General features: G+C 57.5%; 20 protein-coding genes. 16 read left to right on the top strand and 4 right to left on the bottom strand.

What is annotated here, in order from left to right; all coding sequences use genetic code 11:
- Positions 1 to 3 precede the first annotated feature (3 nt).
- Genes Q7U39_14310 through Q7U39_14280 form a run of 7 tightly spaced genes read left to right on the top strand, consistent with a single transcriptional unit; the run spans position 4 to position 8,256 of the window.
- The gene (locus Q7U39_14310) at positions 4 to 540 is read left to right on the top strand and encodes a hypothetical protein (protein ID MDO9119129.1); all 537 of its coding nucleotides are present in this window, start codon (positions 4 to 6) and stop codon (positions 538 to 540) included.
- Positions 537 to 1,715, top strand: coding sequence for a glutamine-hydrolyzing carbamoyl-phosphate synthase small subunit (carA, locus tag Q7U39_14305; GenBank protein MDO9119128.1), 1,179 nt, complete (start codon positions 537 to 539; stop codon positions 1,713 to 1,715). The genes Q7U39_14310 and carA overlap by 4 nt, the downstream gene beginning before the upstream one ends.
- Positions 1,708 to 2,673 (top strand): signal peptide peptidase SppA, encoded by a 966-nt coding sequence (sppA, locus tag Q7U39_14300; GenBank protein ID MDO9119127.1) that lies wholly within the window; start codon positions 1,708 to 1,710, stop codon positions 2,671 to 2,673. The genes carA and sppA overlap by 8 nt, the downstream gene beginning before the upstream one ends.
- A gap of 43 nt (positions 2,674 to 2,716) precedes the next feature.
- Complete coding sequence (locus tag Q7U39_14295) at positions 2,717 to 3,679, top strand: M48 family metallopeptidase (GenBank protein ID MDO9119126.1); 963 nt, start codon at positions 2,717 to 2,719, stop codon at positions 3,677 to 3,679.
- Positions 3,680 to 3,699: 20 nt separating this feature from the next.
- The gene (carB, locus tag Q7U39_14290) at positions 3,700 to 6,972 is read left to right on the top strand and encodes a carbamoyl-phosphate synthase large subunit (GenBank protein ID MDO9119125.1); all 3,273 of its coding nucleotides are present in this window, start codon (positions 3,700 to 3,702) and stop codon (positions 6,970 to 6,972) included.
- A gap of 14 nt (positions 6,973 to 6,986) precedes the next feature.
- On the top strand, positions 6,987 to 7,463 hold the full coding sequence (gene greA / locus Q7U39_14285) for a transcription elongation factor GreA (GenBank protein MDO9119124.1): 477 nt from the start codon (positions 6,987 to 6,989) through the stop codon (positions 7,461 to 7,463).
- 1 nt (position 7,464) lies between these two features.
- Positions 7,465 to 8,256: an SAM-dependent chlorinase/fluorinase gene (locus tag Q7U39_14280; GenBank protein MDO9119123.1), complete on the top strand. Its 792-nt coding sequence runs from the start codon at positions 7,465 to 7,467 to the stop codon at positions 8,254 to 8,256.
- A gap of 7 nt (positions 8,257 to 8,263) precedes the next feature.
- Here Q7U39_14280 and lhgO read toward each other — a convergent pair whose 3' ends face one another.
- Positions 8,264 to 9,463: an L-2-hydroxyglutarate oxidase gene (gene lhgO, locus Q7U39_14275; protein MDO9119122.1), complete on the bottom strand. Its 1,200-nt coding sequence runs from the start codon at positions 9,461 to 9,463 to the stop codon at positions 8,264 to 8,266.
- On the bottom strand, positions 9,450 to 10,820 hold the full coding sequence (bioA, locus tag Q7U39_14270) for an adenosylmethionine--8-amino-7-oxononanoate transaminase (GenBank protein ID MDO9119121.1): 1,371 nt from the start codon (positions 10,818 to 10,820) through the stop codon (positions 9,450 to 9,452). Before bioA ends, lhgO begins: the two co-directional genes overlap by 14 nt.
- 156 nt (positions 10,821 to 10,976) lie before the next feature.
- Between bioA and lepA the strand changes: the two genes are divergently transcribed.
- From lepA to plsY, 9 genes are all read left to right on the top strand, one after another.
- Positions 10,977 to 12,776 carry a translation elongation factor 4 gene (gene lepA, locus Q7U39_14265; protein ID MDO9119120.1) on the top strand — a complete coding sequence of 600 codons (1,800 nt, stop codon included), beginning with the start codon at positions 10,977 to 10,979 and terminating at the stop codon, positions 12,774 to 12,776.
- Positions 12,773 to 13,531 carry a signal peptidase I gene (gene lepB / locus Q7U39_14260; protein ID MDO9119119.1) on the top strand — a complete coding sequence of 253 codons (759 nt, stop codon included), beginning with the start codon at positions 12,773 to 12,775 and terminating at the stop codon, positions 13,529 to 13,531. The genes lepA and lepB overlap by 4 nt, the downstream gene beginning before the upstream one ends.
- 15 nt (positions 13,532 to 13,546) lie before the next feature.
- The gene (gene rfaE1, locus Q7U39_14255; protein MDO9119118.1) at positions 13,547 to 14,557 is read left to right on the top strand and encodes a D-glycero-beta-D-manno-heptose-7-phosphate kinase; all 1,011 of its coding nucleotides are present in this window, start codon (positions 13,547 to 13,549) and stop codon (positions 14,555 to 14,557) included.
- Positions 14,550 to 15,350 (top strand): 3-deoxy-manno-octulosonate cytidylyltransferase, encoded by an 801-nt coding sequence (kdsB, locus tag Q7U39_14250; GenBank protein MDO9119117.1) that lies wholly within the window; start codon positions 14,550 to 14,552, stop codon positions 15,348 to 15,350. Before rfaE1 ends, kdsB begins: the two co-directional genes overlap by 8 nt.
- A gap of 103 nt (positions 15,351 to 15,453) precedes the next feature.
- Positions 15,454 to 17,055, top strand: a complete 1,602-nt coding sequence (locus Q7U39_14245; GenBank protein MDO9119116.1) for a CTP synthase — start codon at positions 15,454 to 15,456, stop codon at positions 17,053 to 17,055.
- On the top strand, positions 17,056 to 17,883 hold the full coding sequence (gene kdsA / locus Q7U39_14240; GenBank protein MDO9119115.1) for a 3-deoxy-8-phosphooctulonate synthase: 828 nt from the start codon (positions 17,056 to 17,058) through the stop codon (positions 17,881 to 17,883).
- A complete protein-coding gene (locus Q7U39_14235) occupies positions 17,856 to 18,890 on the top strand; it encodes a KpsF/GutQ family sugar-phosphate isomerase (GenBank protein MDO9119114.1) in 1,035 nt (344 codons plus the stop codon). Before kdsA ends, Q7U39_14235 begins: the two co-directional genes overlap by 28 nt.
- Before the next feature lie 226 nt (positions 18,891 to 19,116).
- Positions 19,117 to 19,713, top strand: a complete 597-nt coding sequence (gene pgsA, locus Q7U39_14230) for a CDP-diacylglycerol--glycerol-3-phosphate 3-phosphatidyltransferase (protein MDO9119113.1) — start codon at positions 19,117 to 19,119, stop codon at positions 19,711 to 19,713.
- Between the two features lie 226 nt (positions 19,714 to 19,939).
- Positions 19,940 to 20,545 (top strand): glycerol-3-phosphate 1-O-acyltransferase PlsY, encoded by a 606-nt coding sequence (plsY, locus tag Q7U39_14225; protein MDO9119112.1) that lies wholly within the window; start codon positions 19,940 to 19,942, stop codon positions 20,543 to 20,545.
- 383 nt (positions 20,546 to 20,928) lie between these two features.
- On the opposite strand, the gene Q7U39_14220 is transcribed toward plsY, so the two are convergent.
- Both Q7U39_14220 and Q7U39_14215 read right to left on the bottom strand, forming a co-directional pair.
- Positions 20,929 to 21,261, bottom strand: coding sequence for a hypothetical protein (locus Q7U39_14220; GenBank protein MDO9119111.1), 333 nt, complete (start codon positions 21,259 to 21,261; stop codon positions 20,929 to 20,931).
- Between the two features lie 5 nt (positions 21,262 to 21,266).
- Positions 21,267 to 21,719: a hypothetical protein gene (locus Q7U39_14215; protein MDO9119110.1), complete on the bottom strand. Its 453-nt coding sequence runs from the start codon at positions 21,717 to 21,719 to the stop codon at positions 21,267 to 21,269.
- Positions 21,720 to 22,167: the final 448 nt, after the last annotated feature.

Genomic DNA, 22,167 nt, shown 5'->3' with positions numbered 1-22,167 from the left:
TCTATGATGGAGTCTCGGGCGTGCTTGTGGATCTCTCGCATCGGTCTGACGCTCGAATGGGTGGCTTTGGGAGTCTGGGTTGGCGGTTTGCTGATTCTGGTGGCCGCCGTGATTCCGGCGGTGTTTAATACATTCGGCGGACAGGATAGCGGGGGATTTTTTCTGACGAGAGCCTTTGAAGGATTCAATCGAGCGGTGATGGTGGCGATGGTCGTGATGATCGCCGGGATGGTCTGGCGCCGGTGGGTTCAGCATCCTGTGATGGCTCCCACTACTCTTGAAATGGTCCTGCTCGGGGTGATGGTACTTATTGCGGGGATCATTATCGGGTTCTTGCACCCTCAGGCAGCAGCACTGCAAGCCGAGGCGTTTGCGATCAAAGATGACGCGGCAAGGAAGGCGGCGTTTGAAGCCTTTTTTAAGCTCCATATGCCGGTGCGCGCGCTCTATATGGTGAATCTCTGTTTGGGTATTGCGTTGATGGGCGTGCGGGTCAATCATACGTTGCACACATTGCGAGTGAGCAAGGGGCAGACATGAAGAAAGCGTTGTTGGCATTGGCCGATGGAACGATTTTCGCGGGGCGCGCTCTTGGCTATGAGGGAGAGGCCATCGGGGAAGTCGTGTTCAATACGGCCATGACCGGGTATCAAGAGGTGCTGACCGATCCTTCTTATAAAGGACAGATCATTACGATGACCTGTCCCCATATCGGAAACTACGGGGTGACGCCGGAGGATACCGAGTCGCGGAAAGTCTGGGCCGAGGGATTCGTGGTAATGGAGGCCAGCCGGCTGGTGAGCAATTGGCGAGGGAAAGACTGTATTCAGGATTATCTGACCAAGGCCAAGATCGTCGCGATCGAGGGGTTGGATACGCGTGCGCTGACGCGTCATCTCCGGGAGAAGGGCTCGCAACAGGCGGTGATTACGCATGTCGACGCGAATCGAGAATCTGTCGTCAAGAAGGCCAAGCAGGCGCCGAGCATTCTCGGCCGCGATCTCGTCGCCGAGGTCACCTCGAAGCGTTCCTATGAATGGGACAAGAGTTCGGGGGAATGGATGCCGGATGTGGTGCCGGCGCGGGCGCGATCCGATCGACGAAAGCCCTGGCGGGTCGTGGCCTATGATTTCGGCGTGAAGGAAAATATCCTGCGACGGCTGGTCGATGTGGGCTGCCATGTGACGGTGGTGCCGGCGTCGACGTCGGCTGCCGAGGTGCAGGCATTGAAGCCGGACGGGGTGTTTCTCTCGAACGGTCCGGGCGATCCCGAGGGTGTGCCCTATGCGATGGAAGCGGTGCGTGCGTTGATCGGTCGTTATCCGATCTTCGGCATTTGCCTGGGCCATCAGATCATCGGATTGGCCTTAGGTTTTAAGACCTACAAGCTGAAATTCGGGCATCACGGGTCGAACCATCCGGTTATCGATATCAGGACACGCAAGGTCGAGATCACCTCGCAGAATCACAATTTCGCTGTGCAGAGCCCGACCCCGATCGCTGGCGTGCCGGATCGTCCGATGACGATCGAGACCAAGCTCGGCAAGGTGTCGATTACCCACCTGAGCCTGAACGATCAGTCGATTGAGGGGATGGTCTGCCTGGACCACCCGGTCTTTTCGGTGCAATATCATCCCGAGGCCTCGCCGGGCCCGCATGACTCGGCGTACCTGTTCGAGGAGTTTGTGCAGCTCATGGAGAAACATCATGGATAGATTCCGCCAATCCGTCGCCGGTGTGTTCGTCGTGGTTTTGAGCGCGTTACACACGGGCTGCGTCAATATTCAGATCCCGCCTCCGCCTGCTTCGCTGGAGGAACGGCAGGTCAGCGGAACCGGCAAGGACAAGATTCTGCTCGTGGATGTGTCCGGGATGATCAGTTCGGAAGAGAAGTCGAGTTTCTATACCTATCCCAGCATGATCGCGACGATCAAGGAAGAACTGACGCGGGCGTCGCGTGATGAGTCGGTCAAGGCGCTGGTGTTGCGGATCAATACGCCTGGCGGCACGGTCACGGCATCGGATATCATTCATCATGAACTCAAACTCTTCAAGGCGTCCCGCAAGATTCCGGTCATTGCTTCGATCATGGACGTGGGGGCCTCGGGCGGCTATTACATCGCTTCAGTTGCGGACCGGATCATGGCCCATCCCTCGACGGTGACGGGGAGTATCGGCGTGATCATGCTCACGGTGAATACTCACGGACTGTTGGAGAAAGTGGGGGTAGAGGCCACCGCGATTACGTCCGGCCCCCGGAAGGATATGGGGTCACCGTTTCGCGCGATGACTCCGGAAGAGCGGGGCATTTTCCAAGGGTTGATCGATTCGTTCTATCAGCGGTTCCTGACCGTTGTGCAGGAAGGCCGGCCGAATCTTCAGATGGAGCAGATCAAGAAGCTGGCCGATGGTCGGATCTATACCGGCGATCAAGCGAAAGCGGCGGGACTGGTTGATGAGATCGGCTATCTGGAAGAAGCCATTGAAGCAGCCAAGAAGAAAGCGGGACTGACCGAGGCGAGGGTGGTGACCTATCACCGCCCGGGCGATTATTCGAACAATGTGTACACCAAGCTCATGGCTCCTGGTCCGCTGGCGTCGCTGGGCAATCTCGACGTGATGTCGTTTGTCAGAGGCGGGACGCCGCAATTCATGTATTTGTGGATGCCCTAGGCCAGGCTGAAATCGTTCCAGGCCGGTTCGGTTGGGTGACGTCATGGCAGAACAGGTTGATCATAACGTGGACCAATTTCTCGCCACCCCGGTCGGGCGTCGTGCAGTGTTGTCGCTTGGGGCGCGAGGAGTAGCCGGAATTTATGCGGCACTTGGGGCTTGCACAGCTCTGGGACTATTGTCGTCGTTGACCGGCTGTTATCGCGCTCCGGGAACCGCCCGCGATCAGCTCATTTTCTTTTCGGAAGAAAAGGAAATGGAGTTTGGTCTTGGCGCGTACCGCGAGGTGTTGCGGCAGGCGAACCTGAGTGACAATGCGGAAATCAATGAGCTGGTTCAGAAGGTGGGGCAGCGGATTGCCAAGGCGGCGAATAAGCCGGAGTATCAGTGGGAGTTTGCGGTCATCGAAGATGACAAGATGGTGAACGCGTTTTGTCTGCCCGGCGGCAAAGTCGCGATCTTTACGGGCATCCTCAAGACAACGAAGAGTGAAGCGGGATTGGCGACGGTGATGGGGCATGAGGTGGCCCATGCGCTCCAGCGGCATGGGGTCGAGCGGATGAGCCGCAGTATCATCGATCAAATTGCCCAATTGGGTGCGATCGGGGCCGCAGCGGCCGGGCATGCCGGAGGCGGAGCGATGCAGGGGTTGCTCGGAGCCTACGGCGTGAACGTCTCATTACCGTTCAACCGGAAGCAGGAGTCGGAGGCGGATTTCATCGGCCTGCGCCTGATGGCGGCGGCGGGATTTGACCCTCGTGAGGCGGTCCCATTCTGGGAGCGGATGAGCGGGTGCCCCCGGCAGATGATTGGCAAGGTGTGCTTTCGGTCGCAACAGGCGGTTCCGGAGTTTCTCTCGACGCATCCCTCGGACCTCACCCGTATCAATCAAATCGAGGCCTGGTTGCCTGACGCGATGCAACACTATCATGGGGCCAATGCCCCGACGGCCCCGCCTCCGGCACCCTACCGGCCGTTGATCGGCCCCATGCCGCAAATGAGTTAGATTCACATTGTTGAGGACGCATGCCGAAACGCACTGACATCAAGTCGATTCTGTTAATTGGATCCGGGCCGATCGTGATCGGCCAGGCTTGTGAGTTTGACTACTCCGGCACGCAAGCCTGCAAAGCGTTGCGGGAAGAGGGTTTCAAGGTCATCCTCATCAATAGCAACCCTGCGACGATTATGACCGATCCCGAGCTGGCCGATCGCACGTACATTGAGCCGATCACGCTGGAGGTGGTGGAAAAAGTCATTGAACGCGAGCGTCCCGATGCGCTCTTGCCGACGATGGGCGGGCAAACCGCGTTGAATGCGACGATGGGATTGGTGAAGCGAGGCGTGTTGGAGAAGTACGGCGTCAAGCTGATCGGGGCCTCGGCGGAAGCCATTCACAAGGCCGAAGATCGGGAGGCGTTCAAACAGGCGATGCAGCGGATCGGTTTGAAGGTGCCGGAGAGCGGGACGGCGCACAACCGCGATGAGGCGGCCAGGATTCTGGAGAAAGTCGGATTTCCCGCCATTATCAGGCCTTCGTTTACGATGGGCGGAACCGGCGGCAACATTGCGTATAATCGGGAGGAGTTCGAAAAGCTCATCGACTGGGCTTTGGCCATGAGCCCGACCAGTCAGGTGCTGATCGAGCGGTCGTTGATCGGCTGGAAAGAGTACGAGCTGGAGGTCATGCGGGATCTCAAGGACAACGTCGTCATCATCTGTCCGATCGAGAATCTGGACCCGATGGGTGTACACACCGGCGACAGCATCACCGTGGCGCCGGCCATGACCTTGACCGACAAGGAATATCAGCGCATGCGCGATGCGGCCTTGCGGATCATTCGCGAGATCGGCGTCGATACGGGCGGCTCGAACATTCAATTCGGTCTGAACCCCGACAACGGGGAAATGATCATCATTGAAATGAATCCGCGTGTGTCGCGGAGCTCGGCCTTGGCGTCGAAGGCCACGGGATTCCCGATTGCGAAGATCGCGGCCAAGCTGGCGATCGGCTATACGTTGGACGAGATTACGAACGACATCACCGGCGTGACCAAGGCGTCATTCGAACCCACGATCGACTATGTCGTGGTCAAGATTCCTCGCTTCGCGTTTCAGAAATTCAAAGGGGCCGATCCGACGCTCACGACGCAGATGAAGTCCGTGGGCGAAGTGATGGCGATTGGTCGGACGTTCAAGGAGTCGCTGCAAAAGGCGATTCGCTCGTTGGAGCTGGACTTGAACGGACTGGCCTCACGGGTCGGTATTGATCGGGGGATTCCTGCCGAGTTCAATCGTGCCGAGGCGGTCGAGAAGATCCGGCGTACTCTGAAAACCCCATTGCCTGAGCGGCTCTGGTATCTGGCAGACGGGATGAGGCTTGGCCTTACAAATGACGAATTGTTCGCGATTACCAAGATCGATCCCTGGTTTTTGGAGCAGGTTCGCGAGCTGATCCAGTTTGAGCAGTTGTTGGTAGGCAAGGCTGACAAAGCCGCTGAGGTTCTCTCAGGCGATCTGTTGTGGGAGGCCAAGGAGTTGGGATTCTCCGATGACCGGATCGGTCAATTGCTCGGCGTCGAGGGGGCCGTTGTTCGCAAGGCACGCATGGGAACCGGCAAGTCTGCCATACCGGCCAGGGCCGTGACGTATAAGCGTGTCGACACCTGTGCTGCGGAGTTTGAAGCCAACACACCCTATCTCTATTCGACCTACGGCAGTGAATGTGAATCGCGTCCCTCCGATCGCACCAAGGTGGTCATTCTCGGCGGCGGCCCCAACCGGATCGGGCAGGGGATCGAATTCGACTACTGCTGCGTGCATGCGGCAATGGCGTTGCGCGAAGAGGGCGTCGAAACGATTATGGTGAACTGCAATCCCGAAACAGTGAGCACCGACTATGATACGTCGGATCGTCTCTATTTTGAGCCGCTCACCGAGGAGGATGTGCTGAACATCATCCATCGGGAGCAGCCGCTCGGAGTGGTGCTGCAGTTCGGCGGGCAAACCCCGTTGAAATTGGCGTTGCCGCTGTCCAAGGCCGGGGTGAAAATTCTCGGGACCAGCCCGGAGGCGATCGATCGGGCGGAGGATCGGGAACGGTTTCGCGATTTGCTGGACAAGCTCGGATTGCGCCAGGCCGAAAGCGGCATGGCGCGCTCCGTCGATGAAGCGGTGCAGATCGCCGGGAAGATTACCTATCCCGTGATGGTGCGTCCCTCCTACGTGTTGGGCGGGCGGTCGATGCAGATTGTGTATGATGAAGCCGATTTGCTGGAGTACATGCGTTCGGCAGTGAAGGCCTCGCCTAAACATCCGGTGTTGATCGACAAGTATCTCTCGGACGCGATCGAGATCGATGCCGATGCCATTTCTGACGGGAAGACGGTAGTGGTGGCCGGCATCATGGAACATATAGAAGAAGCCGGGGTGCACTCGGGTGATTCGGCCTGTTCGCTTCCGCCGTACACCTTGGATAAGGCTCTCGTTCGAGAAATTGAACGCCAGATGAAGGCCTTGGCGTTGGAGTTAGGCGTGGTGGGTTTGATGAATGCGCAGTTCGCCGTGAAGGACAAAACGGTGTATGTGCTGGAGGTGAATCCGCGGGGCTCGCGCACGGTGCCGTTCGTCAGCAAAGCGATCGGTGTTCCGCTGGCCAAGCTGGCCATGAAAGTGATGCTGGGAAAGTCGCTCCAAGACCTGGGCTTTACCGAGGCGCCGCAGCCTGCGCACTTGTCGGTGAAGGAAGCGGTATTCCCGTTCAACAAGTTCCCTGGAGTCGATGTGTTGTTAGGACCGGAAATGAAATCGACGGGGGAAGTCATGGGCATCGACAGCGATTTCGGTTGGGCGTTTGCTAAATCCCAAGCCGGAGCCGGGGCCACCCTGCCGCAATCGGGTACTGCCTTTATCAGCGTGAAAGAATCCGATCAGTTGGCTGCGTGGGGTGTGGCAAAGCGATTGCGCAGTCTAGGGTTCAAGATTCAGGCGACCAGCGGCACGGCCAGTTTCTTAAGAGATAAAGGGGTTGAGGTGGAGACCGTCCATAAAGTAAAAGAGGGGCGCCCTCATATCGTGGATCACATTAAGAACGGGGCGGTCGCGTTAGTCGTGAATACCGTGCGTACGGCCTCCGCCCATACGGACTCACTATCAATTCGTCGGGAGGCTCTGCAGAGGGGAGTGCCCTACTATACGACGATGCGGGGAGCGCTGGCGGCGGTGATGGGCATTGAAGCCCTGGCAAAGAAAGAATTGTCGATTCGCTCTCTGCAAGAGTATCATCGAGCTCAGGTGTAAAAGGAGTCTGCGGGATGCCGACACCCATTACTAAAAAAGGTTATGAGGCGCTCAAGGCTGAACTTGATCGCTTACGCAAGGTCGAACGACCGAAGAATATCGAAGCGATTGCCGAAGCCCGTGCGCATGGCGATTTGAGCGAGAATGCCGAGTATGACGCGGCCAAGGAGCGGCAGGGGTTTATTGCGTCGCGTATGGCTGAGCTCGAAACCAAGATTGCTGAGGCCCGGGTGGTGGACACGACCGGTCGGACGACGGACACCGCGGTCTTTGGCGCGACGGTGCTGGTGATCGAGCAGGAATCGCAGTCGAAAAAAACGTACACGCTGGTCGGCCAGGACGAAGCCGATATGAAGGTCAACAGAATCTCCGTGCAGTCGCCGGTCGGCCGGGCGCTCATCGGGAAGCGGGTCGGAGATTTCGTCGAGGTGACGACGCCCACGAAGGTCATGGAATACGAAGTCGTGGAGATCAAGTTCGAGGAACTGTGACGTGCCTCCGGCCCTCCCGCTCATCACCCTCCTGACCGATTTCGGCTCGAAAGACTATTTTGTGGCCAGCATGAAAGGGGTGATCCTGACGATCCACCCCGCTGCACGCATTGAGGATGTATCCCATCACATCACCCCGCATCGAATCGACGAAGCCGCCTACTGCCTCCAGGCCTGCTACCGGACATTTCCCGAAGGCACTGTGCACGTTGTTGTGGTCGATCCTGGCGTCGGCAGCACCCGACGACCGATTCTGGTCAAAACTGGGCGCTATTACTTCGTGGCACCGGACAACGGCGTGCTCACGCCGGTCTTGAATCTGGAAGAGAATGTTGAGATTCGGGAAATTGAACATCGGCAGTATCAATTGCAGTCCCCCGGAGCGACCTTCCACGGCCGGGATGTGTTTGCCCCGGCGGCAGCCTGGCTGGCCAAAGGTACGGCGCTGTCGTCGTTCGGCCGATTGGTCACTGACCCGGTCAGATTGAACTGGCCCCAACCCAAGGTGACAGCGCGAACGATTATCGGAGAGATCGTCTACATCGACCATTTCGGGAATCTGATCTCGAACATTTCCCACACTCAGATTGAAGCCGGCAAGCTCGGCAGGGCGGAGATTCGGGTGGGGGAGCATCGCATCGGGAACTTGGTGGGGAGCTATAGTGAAGGGAAGGCCGACGCTCTCCATGCTTTGATCAATAGCAATGGGATGCTGGAGCTATTTCTCAAGGAACGATCGGCAAGCGAGTGCTTGAAGATTGGCGTCGGGGCCGGCGTCGAGATGAATGGGTAATGGAGGGTTAGCGTAGACGTTGGTCGATCTGATCGCACACATGAGCGGCGAAGGGCAGTGAACAGGTGAAGGCCGGCGAGACCGCATTGAGGACATGCATCGAGCGGTGGTCTCCTTCCAGGACAAAGTCCATTTCGAGTTTCTTTTTGGTGATGTCGAGGAGTTGAGCCCTGATGCCGGGCCGTCCCCACTTCTGATAGTTCGATTCCTGTACCCCTTCGGCGAGCACCGAGGCGAGTTCGACCATCTTGCTGCGGGAGTATTTGACAATCTCTTCCCTGGCGAGGCGCCGGTAGTCAAATTGCGCGTTGGTCAGCAGGCCGAGTCCGCGGCCCGCGACCTCCATCATCTCACCCAGTTTGAAATTGCTGAGGCCCTCGTAATTTTCACGCCAGAAGGCCGGAATGGCCGTGGGGCCGATTTTAGCGTTTCCGTCAGCGGTGATGGTGAAGTGCACACCGAGAAACGGATTTCTCAGGTCGGGAACCGGGTAGATATTGGTGCGGATCGCGCCCGGCGGCTCGTTGGAATAGAGATAGAGCCCTTTGAAGGGCAGGATCCGATACTTTTCCGAGAAGCCATAAGCCATTGCGATTTTGTCCGCGTACAATCCCGCAGCGTTGACGACATATCCGGCGGTAATCGTGTCGGAGTTGGTCCGGACTCCTTGATCGGTTTGGCTGATATAAGCGGTGTCGAATCGTATCTCGATACCTTCTTGGATGGCATCGCGTTGCATGACGTCGACGACGTGCAAGGGGTTCACGGTCGAGGTGCGGGGTGAGAACAGGGCGCGCTGGTAGGTTTTGACGCGAGGCTCGATCCGTTTGGCTTCTGCTTCGGTCAGCTCCTGAATCTCAATAGCGTTCGCTCGGCCGCGCTTCACCAGCTCGTCAAGGGAGGGAAGATCCCCGGCATCTTTGGCCACGACGAGCTTGCCGCAGCGATTGAGCGGGATGCCTTTCTGCTCACAATAGGCGGTCATCCGCTCGTTCCCGAGCTTGGTGAATTTCGCCTTTAGGCTATCGGGGGAATAGTAGAATCCTGCATGGAGCACACCGCTGTTGCGGCCGCTGGCGTGGGCGCCGCAGGCGGACTCTTTCTCGATCAACATGATGCGGGCATCGGCATGGCGGGTCTTGAGTTCTCTGGCGATACTCAACCCAATAACCCCGCCGCCGATCACGAGAAAATCACAGATCCGCATGGACCCTCATGATGGCTTCTTGAAGGATCGTTGTCATGTGTTGGAGCTGCCGTGGGGTTACGGACAGCGGCGGCATCAGGACGATCACATTGCCGATCGGGCGGAGCAAGAGCCCGCGGCGGCGTGCCTCCATGGCGATCCGGTGGCCGATTCTGGCCTGCAGGGGGATGACTTCGCGCGTGGTTTTGTTCCGAACGAGTTCGATGCTCACCATCATACCGCGCTGGCGGATATCTCCCACGAGCGGCAATTCGGCAAACGGCTTGAGCAGGCGTTTCAAGAGTGCGATCTTCGGGCGGAGTCCTGCAAGGGTTTTTTCTTTGCGGAAGATCTCGAGGTTTGCCAGTGCCACCGCGCAGCCCAAGGGATTGCCGGTATAGCTGTGGCCGTGGAAGAACGTCTTGAACTCTTCGTACTTCCCCAGAAACGCGTTGTAAATGGCTTCAGTCGTCAGAGTGGCGGCCAAGGGCATATATCCGCCGGTCAGCCCCTTGCTGATGGCCATCAGATCCGGGGTGACGCTCTCATGTTGACAGGCAAACATCTTTCCCGTGCGGCCAAATCCTGTTGCCACTTCATCGGCGATGAGCAGTACATTATATTGCGTGCAGAGTTCGCGGATGCGCTTCAAGTAGCCGGGCGGAGACATGATCATGCCGGCTGCGGCCTGCACCAATGGTTCAATGACGAATCCGGCGATCTCGCGATGCCGGGTTTTGAGCAGCTGTTCGATCGGATCGAGGCAGCCCATGTGGCAGGAAGGATAGGCGAGGGCGAGCGGACAGCGGTAACAGTAGGGGGGCTCGGCGTCGAGAGTTGGAAATAGAAGTGGTTTGAATCGGCCGTGAAATAGCTCGATATTCCCGACACTGATGGCCCCGATCGTGTCGCCGTGATAGGCCAGCTTGAGATGCAGAAAGGTATGTTTGGGTCCGGCCTCGGGATGGCGTTGCTGCCAATATTGGACTGCCATCTTGAGCGCGACTTCAACTGCCGTTGACCCGTTGTCGGAATAAAACACCCGCGTGAGGCCTTTGGGTACGATTCGGATCAGCTCGCGCGCCAGGCGAATAGCCGGCGGGTTGGAGAGGCCCAGAAAAGTCGAGTGGGCAATCTTGTCGAGTTGGCTTTTGATGGCGCGATCAAGCGTCGGATGTCGATGTCCATGGAGATTCACCCAGATAGACGAGGTTCCATCGAGGTACCTCCTGCCCTGAGTATCGATCAGGTAGGCGCCCTTCCCCCGTTCGATAATGAGGGGGGCCTCCTGTTCCCATTCTTGCATCTGCGTAAAAGGATGCCAGAGATATTTCCGGTCCCAATCGGCGAGTCTGTCCGGGGGGGTGCGTGGCGCCATGCGATTCAGAGTTCCTGCGAAGCCGGGCGGAGTTGAGGTGCGTAGAAAGGCTCGAAAATCACGGTGCGGCGGCGATTATACGAGTGAGTCCTGACTTTGACAACCCGGGGGGCAGTTACTATAATGAACCGATTTTTTTCTGAAAAGAGCTAGGATTTGCAAAGCCTTATACGAAACTTCTCGATTATCGCCCATATCGATCACGGCAAATCAACCCTCGCCGACCGGCTTTTGGATGCGACTGGTGCAGTGACCGCCCGAGAGGCCAAGGAGCAGATCCTTGATGCCATGGATCTTGAGCGGGAACGCGGCATTACGATCAAGGCCCATGCTGTCGCCATCCGGTACAAGGCCAAGGATGGAAAGACCTACGATCTGCATTTGATCGATACGCCGGGGCATGTCGATTTCACTTATGAAGTCTCGCGGAGTCTCGCGGCCTGCGAAGGCGCGCTGTTGCTGGTCGATGCCACGCAGGGGGTGCAGGCGCAGACTATCGCCAATGTGAATTTGGCCATGGCGAACAATCTGACCATTATCCCCGTCATCAATAAGATCGATTTGGCGAGCGCGGATGTCGAGGGGACCAAGAATTCCATTTCAGAAGTGTTGCAGCTGGATGCCAGCGATGCGATGCCCATCAGCGCGAAAGAGGGCAAGGGAGTGCCGGAGGTGCTCGAAGCGATCATCCAGCGGATTCCGCCGCCGTCCGGTGATCCCAAGGCCCCGCTGAAAGCCCTTATTTTCGATTCCTGGTTTGATAACTACCAGGGGGTGATCGTCCTTATCCGCATCGTAGACGGCGAAGTCAGGCCGGGGATGAAGATTAAAGTGATGTCCAATGACCGGACATTTGAAGTGATGGAAGTCGGGAAGTTTATTCCCAAGCGCTCGAAGACGGCCCAGCTGCTGACCGGTGAGGTCGGCTATCTCTGTGCGAACATGCGTGAAGTGGCGGACGTCAAGATCGGTGACACGCTGACCGATGCCGTGCACCCGACGGCCACGCCGTTTCCCGGGTATAAGGAAGTGAAGCCGCTGGTCTTCTGCGGGCTCTATTCGACCGACACGGCGAAGTATGAAGATCTGCGGGATGCGCTCGTCAAGTTGCGATTGAACGATTCCTCTTTCGTCTATGAGCCGGAGAGTTCCTTGGCCTTGGGTTTCGGCTTTCGTTGCGGTTTCCTGGGTTTGCTGCACATGGAAATCATCCAGGAGCGCCTGGAGCGGGAATATGGTCTGACGTTGATCACGACCGCCCCCACCGTCGTCTATCGTGTGATGACGACCAAAGGGGAGGTACTGGAGATCGACAATCCTGCCGATCTGCCGGAGCCCAGCAGCATCGAGTCATTTGAGGAGCCCTTTATCCTGGCGACCGTCATTACACCGGAACGCTACATGGGGGCGATCCTCAAGCTCTGCCAGGAACGCCGTGGCATTCAGCGGGATATCCATTTTCTCGATCCGACGCGTGTCGTCATCAGCTATGAGATGCCGCTCAACGAAGTCATCCTGGATTTTTATGACAAGCTCAAGTCGCGCACGCAAGGTTACGCGTCGCTGGACTATGAGTTGCTCGGCTATCGCGAATCCGATCTGGTGAAGCTGGATATTCTGCTGAATGGCGAGGCGGTGGATGCGTTGTCGTTCATTACGCATAAAGAGCGATCGGTCCATCGCGGGCGGCAGATGGCGGAAAAGATGAAAGAGCTGATCCCTCGCCAGATGTTTGAAATTGCCATCCAGGCGGCGATCGGGACGAAGATTATTGCCCGCGAGTCGATCGGCGCGATGAAGAAGAACGTCATCGCGAAGTGCTATGGCGGTGACATCTCGCGCAAGCGGAAGCTGCTGGAAAAGCAGAAAGAGGGTAAGAAGCGGATGAAGTCGGTGGGGAGCGTGGAAGTGCCGCAAGAGGCCTTCCTGGCGCTGTTGAAAGTGGGGGATGAATGAGTACCGAACCGACTCCGCCCAATCTTGAGGACGTGTCAGGGGTAACCCCGGTCACGGTTCCGACCGAAGCCCCGGCGGCAGGCGAGGCTCGTCAGAGCGGGAAATCCATTGTCCGGGAGTATGCCGAAGCCATCGTCGTCGCGATGTTGCTCGCGTTTGCCATTCGGGTGTTCGTCGTGCAGGCATTCAAGATTCCATCCGGGTCGATGATTCCCACGCTGTTGATCGGGGATCATATTCTGGTCAGCAAGTTGTCCTACGGGCTGCAATGGCCGACCGACTGCAAGTTGCAATGGAACTTTCCCCCGGTGAATTGCTACACGTCCTCCAACGTGATGCCGTTCGGCAAGCCGCAGCGAGGGGATGTGATCGTCTTTCGCTTTCCGGAAGACGAAGAGAAAGACTTCATCAAGCGCATCGTCGGCACCCCCGGCGACACGGTGCAGATCCACAATAAGCAGGTGCTCGTCAACGGCCAGGTACTCGACGATCGGGCCTTCACGCAACGGATCGACCCGGGCATCATCGATAGCACGATCAATCCCCGCGACAACTTCGGTCCGGTGACGGTGCCGGAGGGAGCCTATTTTGTCATGGGCGACAATCGCGACCAGAGCCTCGACAGCCGGTTCTGGGGCTATGTGCGGGAGGAGAAGATTCGCGGGAAGGCGTTCCGAATCTACTGGTCCTGGAGCGGCCAGGGGCAATGGACTGAGTGGGTTCGATGGGATCGGTTCGGTAAAGCCATTCAATAGAAGGACGCGCACGGCATGGCTTCGCAAACCACGCAGAATCAATCCGTCTCACAGAAGGCGCTTCGCCAGTATCTCCAGCGGTTTCCTCAGGCCAGCCTACTGGTCATCGGGGATCTGATTCTTGACCACTATGTGATGGGACGAGTGAGCCGGATTTCTCCCGAGGCTCCGGTACCGGTCGTGCATGTTGAGTCCGAGACTCTCCGATTGGGCGGGGCGGCCAATGTCTTCAACAATATTCTCGCGCTCGGCGGGAAAGCGGACTTATGCGGTGTCATCGGCGCCGACGAAAGCGGGCGGCTGCTACTGAAGGAATTGGGCAAGTCGCGCTCAGGCCGGGGCGGCGTGATTATCGACCACGATCGTCCGACCACCAGGAAGAGCCGGGTGATCGCCCACAATCAGCAGATCGTGCGCTATGACATGGAGGGGCGACAGGAACTGAAAGGAACGCTTCAGAAACGGTTGCTGCGCTACGTCGAATCACGGATTCGCGAGTTGTCCTGCATTGTTGTCTCAGATTACGCCAAAGGCGTCGTGTCGGCGGCACTCATGACCGAATTGACGCGGATGGCGGCCTTGCGCAAGATCCCGATCATCGTCGATCCGAAGGTCGAGCATTTCAGCTACTACAAGGGCGTGACGGTCATGACGCCGAATCATCTGGAAGCCACCCAGGCGGCTGGCTTGCATGGCGATGATGATCAGACCATCAACCAGGCCGGCGCCGTGATCAGACAACGGCTGGGATGCCAATCCGTACTGATCACGCGCGGTGAAAAGGGAATGAGCTTGTACGAGGGTGAGGGGACGTCCTGGCATCTTCCGACGCAGGCCCGGCAGGTCTACGATGTAACGGGAGCCGGCGATACGGTGATCGGCACCCTGGCCTTGGCGCTGGCAACCGGCGCGAACATGCGGGAAGCCGCGACGCTGGCCAATCATGCGGCCGGCATCGTCGTGGGGATGGTCGGCACGGCGACGGTCTCGCCCAAGCAGCTCCTGGAGGCGGTCGGCAATGGCTAAATCATTGTCGTCGGTCATCGTGGTGATTCCGGCACGGTACGGCTCGTCGCGGTTTCCCGGGAAGCCGTTGGTGAAGTTGGCCGGCAAACCGATGGTCCAGCATGTGTACGAACGAGCGCGAGCCTGTCGGTCCGTGAGCGACGTGTTGGTGGCGACGGATGATGAGCGCATCAAGCAGGCCGTCGAGCAGTTCGGCGGTCGGGCCATCATGATGGGCGGCGAGTACCGGACGGGGACTGATCGTGTGGCGGCGGTGGCGCGGATGTTTGCGGGGGACTGTTTTCTGGACTTGCAGGGTGACGAGATTCCGCTGAACCCCGAGCTGCTGTCGGATCTCATCGACCCGTTTCTCCAGAGCGGCGCCGAAATGGGCACATTGAAGCGCAAGATGGATGCGACCGACGATCTGCAGAATCCGGCAATCGTGAAGGTGGCGACGGATACCAAAGGCTATGCGCTGTATTTTTCGCGGGCTCCGATCCCGTTGGTCCGCGACGATCCGAGCCGGCGTGTGGTGAGCGGGCTGCATTACATACATCTCGGGGTCTATATCTATACCAAGGAAACCTTGCTGCGCTTTGCCGGGATGAAGACGGGCCTGTTGGAAGATGCAGAAAAGCTGGAGCAGTTACGCGCGCTCGAAAACGGCGTCCGTGTGCGTGTCTGGGAGACGCCCTATGCCTCGCTGCGCATCGATACGCCGGAGGATGTTCCGGAGGCCGAAGAGAAGTTGCGGCAGTACGAATCCCTGAAGCAGGAACTCAACCTCAAACGGACCGCACCGAGCCGATGATGGGGGCAGCCATGAGCAAGTGTATTTTCGTCACGGGTGGAGTGGTCTCGTTGCTGGAGAAAGACTTCGCCTCGGCGTCGATCGGCAAAGCATGGGGGCAGCCATGAGCAAGTTTATTTTTGTTACAGGGGGAGTGGTCTCGTCTTTGGGGAAGGGTCTGGCTTCGGCGTCGATCGGCAATCTTCTGGAGAGCCGCGGGCTCAAGATCACGTTCTTGAAGCTCGACCCCTACATCAACGTCGATCCGGGCACGATGAATCCCTATCAACACGGCGAGGTCTTCGTCACCGAGGACGGCGCCGAAACGGATCTCGACCTGGGGCACTACGAGCGGTTCACCTCGCTCTCGCTGACGAAGGAAAGTAATTACACGACCGGGCGGATTTACCATTCCGTCATCACGAAAGAACGCCGGGGGGATTATCTCGGCGGCACCGTCCAGGTTGTGCCGCACATCACCGACGAGATCAAGCAATGCATCATGCGGATCTCGCAGGGAATCGATGTCACGATTGTCGAGATCGGCGGGACCGTCGGCGATATTGAAAGTCTGCCGTTCCTGGAAGCCATCCGCCAGATGCCCTACGACGTGGGGCGCGACAATGTGCTGTACGTCCATTTGACGCTGGTGCCCTACATCGGCGCGGCAGGTGAATTGAAGACTAAGCCGACGCAGCATTCCGTGAACAAACTCCGTGAAATCGGTATCCAGCCGCATATTCTGCTGTGCCGTACCGATCGCTACATTCCGCCGGAGATGAAGGCCAAGATCGCGATGTTTTGCAACGTCGAGAAGGACGCCGTCATCACTGCGAAAGATGTGGAGACGATCTATGAAGTGCCGATTGTCTTTCGAAAGGAAGGCTTAGATGAACTGATCGTCCGGCTGTTGCATATCGAGACCGGCCCGCCCAATCTCCGTGAATGGGATGCGATGGTGCAGAAGATCAAGCATCCGAAGCACGAGATTTCCGTCGCGCTGGTGGGGAAATATGCGGGGCTGAAGGAGTGTTACAAGAGTTTGGCCGAAGCGCTGGTGCATGGCGGGATCGACCATGAGACGAAGGTCAACATCACCTGGATCGAGTCCGAGGACGTCGAGCGCCAGGGGACCGAGCGGATCTTGCGCGAGGCGGACGGGATTCTGATTCCCGGCGGGTTCGGGACACGCGGGGTCGAAGGGAAAATCCTCACCATCAAGTATGCGAGAGAGCGCGAAGTGCCGTTCCTCGGGCTGTGCCTGGGTATGCAATGCGCCACGATCGAGTTTGCGCGGAACGTGGCGGGCCTGGCGGGAGCCAATAGTTCGGAGTTCGACGAGCAATCGCCGCACCCCGTCATCCACTTGATGTCCGACCAGCAGTCCGTGAGCGACAAGGGCGGAACCATGCGGCTAGGCTCCTATCTGTGCAAACTCGGAGAGGGGACGCTGGCGCAGAAGATGTACGGCGTCAACGAGATCGGTGAACGGCACCGGCACCGGTACGAATTCAACAACGCCTATCGCGAGCAACTTACGGCCAAGGGATTGGTGCTGAGTGGCCTGTCGCCCGACGGGCGGCTGGTTGAGATCGTCGAGCTGAAGAAACACCCCTGGTTTCTCGCGACCCAGTTCCATCCTGAGTATCGTTCGCGCCCGCATCATCCGCATCCTCTCTTTAGTGGATTCGTCGGCGCAGCATTGCGCAAGAAGTTGGGCCACTAAATGAGCCACGACGTCCAGATCGGTTCGTTCAAAGTCGGCGCGGGGAATCGCCCATTCCTCATTGCCGGCCCCTGTGTCATCGAGAGTGAACAGCTCGTGCTGGATACGGCCGGGAAGATTGCCGAGATCACCAAGGCGCTGGGTATTCCCTATGTCTTCAAGTCATCGTTCGACAAGGCCAACCGGACTTCGATCAAGTCATACCGTGGCCCTGGCATCGAGAATGGCTTGGCGGTATTGAAGAAGGTGAAAGAGCAACTAGGACTCCCAGTTCTGACCGACGTCCACACGGAAGAGCAGGCGACGGAAGCGGGCAAAGTGGTTGATGTCTTACAGATCCCGGCGTTTCTCTGTCGTCAGACCGACCTGCTCATCGCCGCGGCCAAGACCGGAAAAGTCGTCAATGTGAAAAAAGGACAATTCCTCTCGCCGCCTGAAATGGCCAACGCCGTGAAGAAGGTGGAAGAGTGCGGGAGTCAGCGGATTGTGCTCACGGAACGTGGATCGTCGTTCGGCTACAACAACCTCGTCGTCGATATGCGCTCGTTCCCCATTATGCGAAGTTTTGGTTACCCGGTCGTCTTTGACGCAACGCATAGCGTGCAATTACCCGGCGGCGGAGGCACGAAGTCCAGCGGACAGCGGGAGTTCGTCGAGCCGCTGGCTTGTGCGGCAGCCGGCGCCGGTGTGGACGGGTTTTTCATGGAAGTGCACCCCAACCCGGATGAGGCCCTTTCTGATGGTCCTAACATGGTGCCGCTGCATCAATTGAAAGCTTTGCTCGAACGGGTCATGCGGATATGCGACGCAGCAAAACCACGAAGCTAAAGCCAAAGCCGAAGCGTTCTCCCGCGCCCAAGGGAGTGAAGAGCCTGGGGAGTCTGGGTGACGGGAAGCGTGTGCTTGAGATCGAAGCGCGCGCGGTGTTGGCGCTCGTCGATCGTATGGACAGCAAGTTCGAAAAGGCTGTGGACTTGCTGGCTCAGTGCAAGGGGAAGGTCGTCGTCTCCGGCATGGGCAAGTCGGGGCTAATCGGTCAGAAGATCGCCGCGACGTTGGCCAGTACCGGTACCTCCTCATTCTTTCTTCATCCCGCAGAAGGCGTGCATGGCGATTTAGGCATGCTGGCCCGTCGCGATGCGTTGATCGCCATTTCCAACAGCGGCGAGACGGCGGAGCTGCTGCAGATCCTGCCCTATGTCGAGCGCATGGGGATTCCGGTTATTGGTCTCACGGGTCGTATGACATCGACTCTGGCGAAGCAAAGCGATGTCGCACTGGACGTTTCGGTGTCGGAGGAGGCCTGTCCCATGGGGCTCGCGCCGACGGCCAGCACGACGGCCACCTTGGCGTTGGGCGATGCGCTGGCCGTGGCGCTGTTGCAGAAGCGCGGATTCAAAGAAGAAGACTTTGCGCAGTTTCATCCGGGCGGCACGCTCGGGCGACGGTTGCTGGTCCGGGTGAAAGATCTCATGCATGCGGGGGCCGATTTGCCCAAGGTCGAAGAGTCGGTGCCCGGCACGACGGCGATGTTGGAAATGACCGCGAAGAAGCTCGGGATCACGACGGTCGTGGATCAGGCGGGGAAACTGGCCGGGATCATCACCGATGGAGACTTGCGGCGGTTCATTCAGGGCGGCGGAGACTTCACGAAGGCGACGGCGAGCGTGCTCGCGTCGAGACAGCCACGGACCATCGGACCAGACGATCTGGCGGCCAAAGCGGTCGAAATGATGGAACGATTTTCCATTACGACGCTCGTGGTGAGCGAAGGCGATCGGAATATCCGCGGTGTCATTCATTTGCATGATCTCTTGAAGAGCGGCATCGTTTAGCAGAACGATGAAACTGCCGCTCGGCGTCGTTCTCGCATCGCTCAGAGGGCTCAACGTACAGAGCTTACTGGAGGCAAAGTACCTATCCGCTCGCAAGTGATCGAAGCGAGCGGGTCAAGCGAAGCTTGGTATGTACCTCCTCGCCTCTTCGCTCGCTGCGGCCTTGCAGTGCGCCAGTTTGATCGTTCTGTGTTGAATTAAAAGTTCCAGCGAGTAGGATGGCATCATGAATCGCGTCTTCGCAGCATGGCGGGAAATCGGGCAGGATTCGTTGAATCTGCCCAACCTGCTCACGCTTACTCGCATTCTCTTGATTCCGGTGTTCGTCGTGTTGTTTGTCACGCCGGATCCGGATCGCTCGCTCATGGCCGCCATTGTGTTTGTCGTGGCCGCCGTGACGGATATGCTCGATGGCTATCTGGCGAGACGGTCGGGTCAGGTCACCAAGCTCGGGAAGTTGCTCGATCCCATCGCCGACAAACTGTTGGTGTTGTCCGCGCTGATTCTGCTCGTGAACGTGGACCGGGTCAGCGCTCTAGTGGCTATTTTGATCATTGCCCGGGAGCTGGGAGTGACCGGTATACGGGCGATTGCCGCCAGTGAAGGATTCATCATTGCCGCGGAGACGACGGGCAAGTACAAAATGGCCTTGCAGGTTGTGGCCATCGTCATGCTGATTCTCGAAGGAACCAGCCTGGCAGCGCTGGGGAATCTGCACCTGGCCGGCATCGTGACGCTCTATCTGTCGCTGGTGCTGGGCTATATATCCGGCGGTCAGTATGTGTGGAGTTTTTGGAAACAGGTGGTGGAAAAAGGCCTGTGATCAGGATGTTGAAACTAGCCCCCGGCTGCGTTCTCGCATCGTTCAGACCCTCAACGTACCGAGCCTACTGGAGGCAAAGTACCTATCCGCTCGCATCTGATCGAAGCGAGCGGTTCGAGCGAAGCTCGGTTTGTACCTCCTCGGCCCTTCGCTCGCTGCGGCCTTGCCGGATGCCTAGTTTGAACATCCTGTAATATATTAGTCGGGACTTCTCGGGCGAATTCCCATGAATCAAGAAATTATCTGGGTTCTCATGGCAATGGCCGGCTATCTGCTGGGGGCTATTCCATTCGGCATCGTCGTGTCCAAAGCGATGGGGTTGCCCGATCCGAGAACGGTCGGCAGCAAGAACGTCGGCTTCACCAACGTCTTGCGGGTTTCCGGCAAGAAAGCCGGCATCCTCACGTTGATCGGAGACATGGGCAAAGGATGGGTGATGGGATTTGCGGCAACGCAGATGCTTCAGCAGGAGTGGATGATTCTCATCGTTGCGCTGGCCCCGTTTCTCGGTCACCTCTTCTCGCTATTTCTCGGATTCAAAGGGGGCAAAGGCGTGGCGACTGCGCTCGGCTCTGTCCTGGGCGTGGAGCCGGCGATCGGATTCCTGTTGCTCCTGGCCTGGATCGGCGCCGTTGCGCTCTGGCGCTACTCGTCCGGCGGCGCGCTGACTGCCTTCGGCCTCTTCCCGCTGATTGCTTCGTTGGCCAGACCAACCGTTGAATTCGTGATCTTCTCCGTGATCGTCAGCGGTCTCATTGTGCTGAAGCACAAGGGGAATATTGAACGCCTCTGGAACGGGACGGAGAGTAAGATCGGCCAGAAGAAGGTATAGGGAGCAGTCAGGCCGTCCTCTATCACTGCCTTGCCAGCTAGGACATTTCTAAAACAATTGAGAGTGGTCAGTTTAATCCGCTATTGGATGCTGGCGAAGCAGGCCCCATGGCTTTCATTTATGATTCTTTCCTTGGTTTCTTCCGAGCTGCTTGAATCTACCCCTTTCGTGGCTGCCTTGTCCGTCATGCATTGGCAATACCTCTGAATCTGAGCATCACTGAACGACGAAGCGGCTTTCCTCTGTTTTACGAGGCAGCCGGCATGGAAACCTTGTAGGAACTTGTTCCATCGAGGAGCATGCTTGGCTTCAAGTGGAAGCGGCAGCGTAGGTAGTCCGAATGCTTTATCACATTGAAAGACACGTGGCATGGCTGTCTTCAGTTATACGGGATCTTCCTCAAGAATGGCATTGGTCGCTTCTCTGACGAATGTATTCTTAACTTCATCCTCAAGGTGAGTCGCTGTTTCTCGTAATTTCTCTTTCGCTCTGGGGTTGTCCTTATTTTCCTGTGGATAGGGCAAAACTGCTTGTAAGCGAGGTTTTGAGTACGAAAGCATCCTCTCATGCTGTGCTTTCTTAGCCGCCTGAAAAAGCGCGCCATAGACAAGGCCGCACGTTACATAATCGTCCATCGTTGCAGCGTGCGAAATCGAACAGAATGAAACTGCGAAAATAGTTAGCCTTGCGGCGGTGGTTAGATATGTAGGGGACATGTTTACTACTCCAAGGGTTTTAGACGCAGCAGGTATTCGATCTTGGCGACGCGCTTCCGTATTACCTCAAGAGAAGCGTTGGATTTATCACCTTCTTCATGCATATAGGTTGAAAGCCCACGTAGCTGAACTGCGGCACTTTCTACGGCATTTTTGCCTGGAAGAGCACCGAAAGATAGCAGGTGTGTCAGCGTGTAAAACGGCACTGCGTGAAGTTTTGCGATGAGATCACAGGAATTTTTTAGCAGGGCTTCTCTTGCCGCATCGGAACTTTCTTTCGATCGCCCAATGGGGGTGTGGATTGTCGGAGCGTGAAATGCCAAGTGGAAACGTACTTCACCAACAGTCTGTCTAAGTTCATGAAGCGGCTCGATAACGAGCTTCGACAAGAGCTGACCAGCGACGTAAACGGTGAGACCTCCGAAGGCACCCCAAACAATTCTCTCTATGTCTGTCATGCGGTAGCCCTTTTGTTAACGCCTAATGTTTGAGGTAAGCGGGTGCCCACTTGAACGAAGGGGGAGGCATCGCTTGGTTCAACTCACGGCAGATAAGAGGCTCATAGGTTCAGCCTCCTCGCTCTCTCCTCACTTACCGTTTTCTCCCTCTCCATGAATTCGAACGGTGGTCTCATCGACAATCCACAGATGACCATCGATGCGTTCTTTTTCAAGAATGGGTAGAAGCCCTCGAAGGGCTCTCAAGACGGAAGTTCGACTTTGACTATTGAGCCGCATGACAATGAGGCCTGAGTATTGATCGGGTGGATAGGTGCGGATATCTGCAAAGTCGAGATCGAGGGTAATGAATATTCGCTGCTCCTCTTGGCAGACTCTAGCGATTGTGAGGTCAGGTTGGCCTTGAAGTCTCTGATCCCAGACAGTGAGTGCATCGTGTCCGCTGTTC

Origin of the sequence: Nitrospira sp., assembly GCA_030653545.1 — a bacterium.
Lineage (GTDB): Bacteria > Nitrospirota > Nitrospiria > Nitrospirales > Nitrospiraceae > Nitrospira_D.
This window is presented reverse-complemented; position numbering and strand designations above follow the sequence as displayed.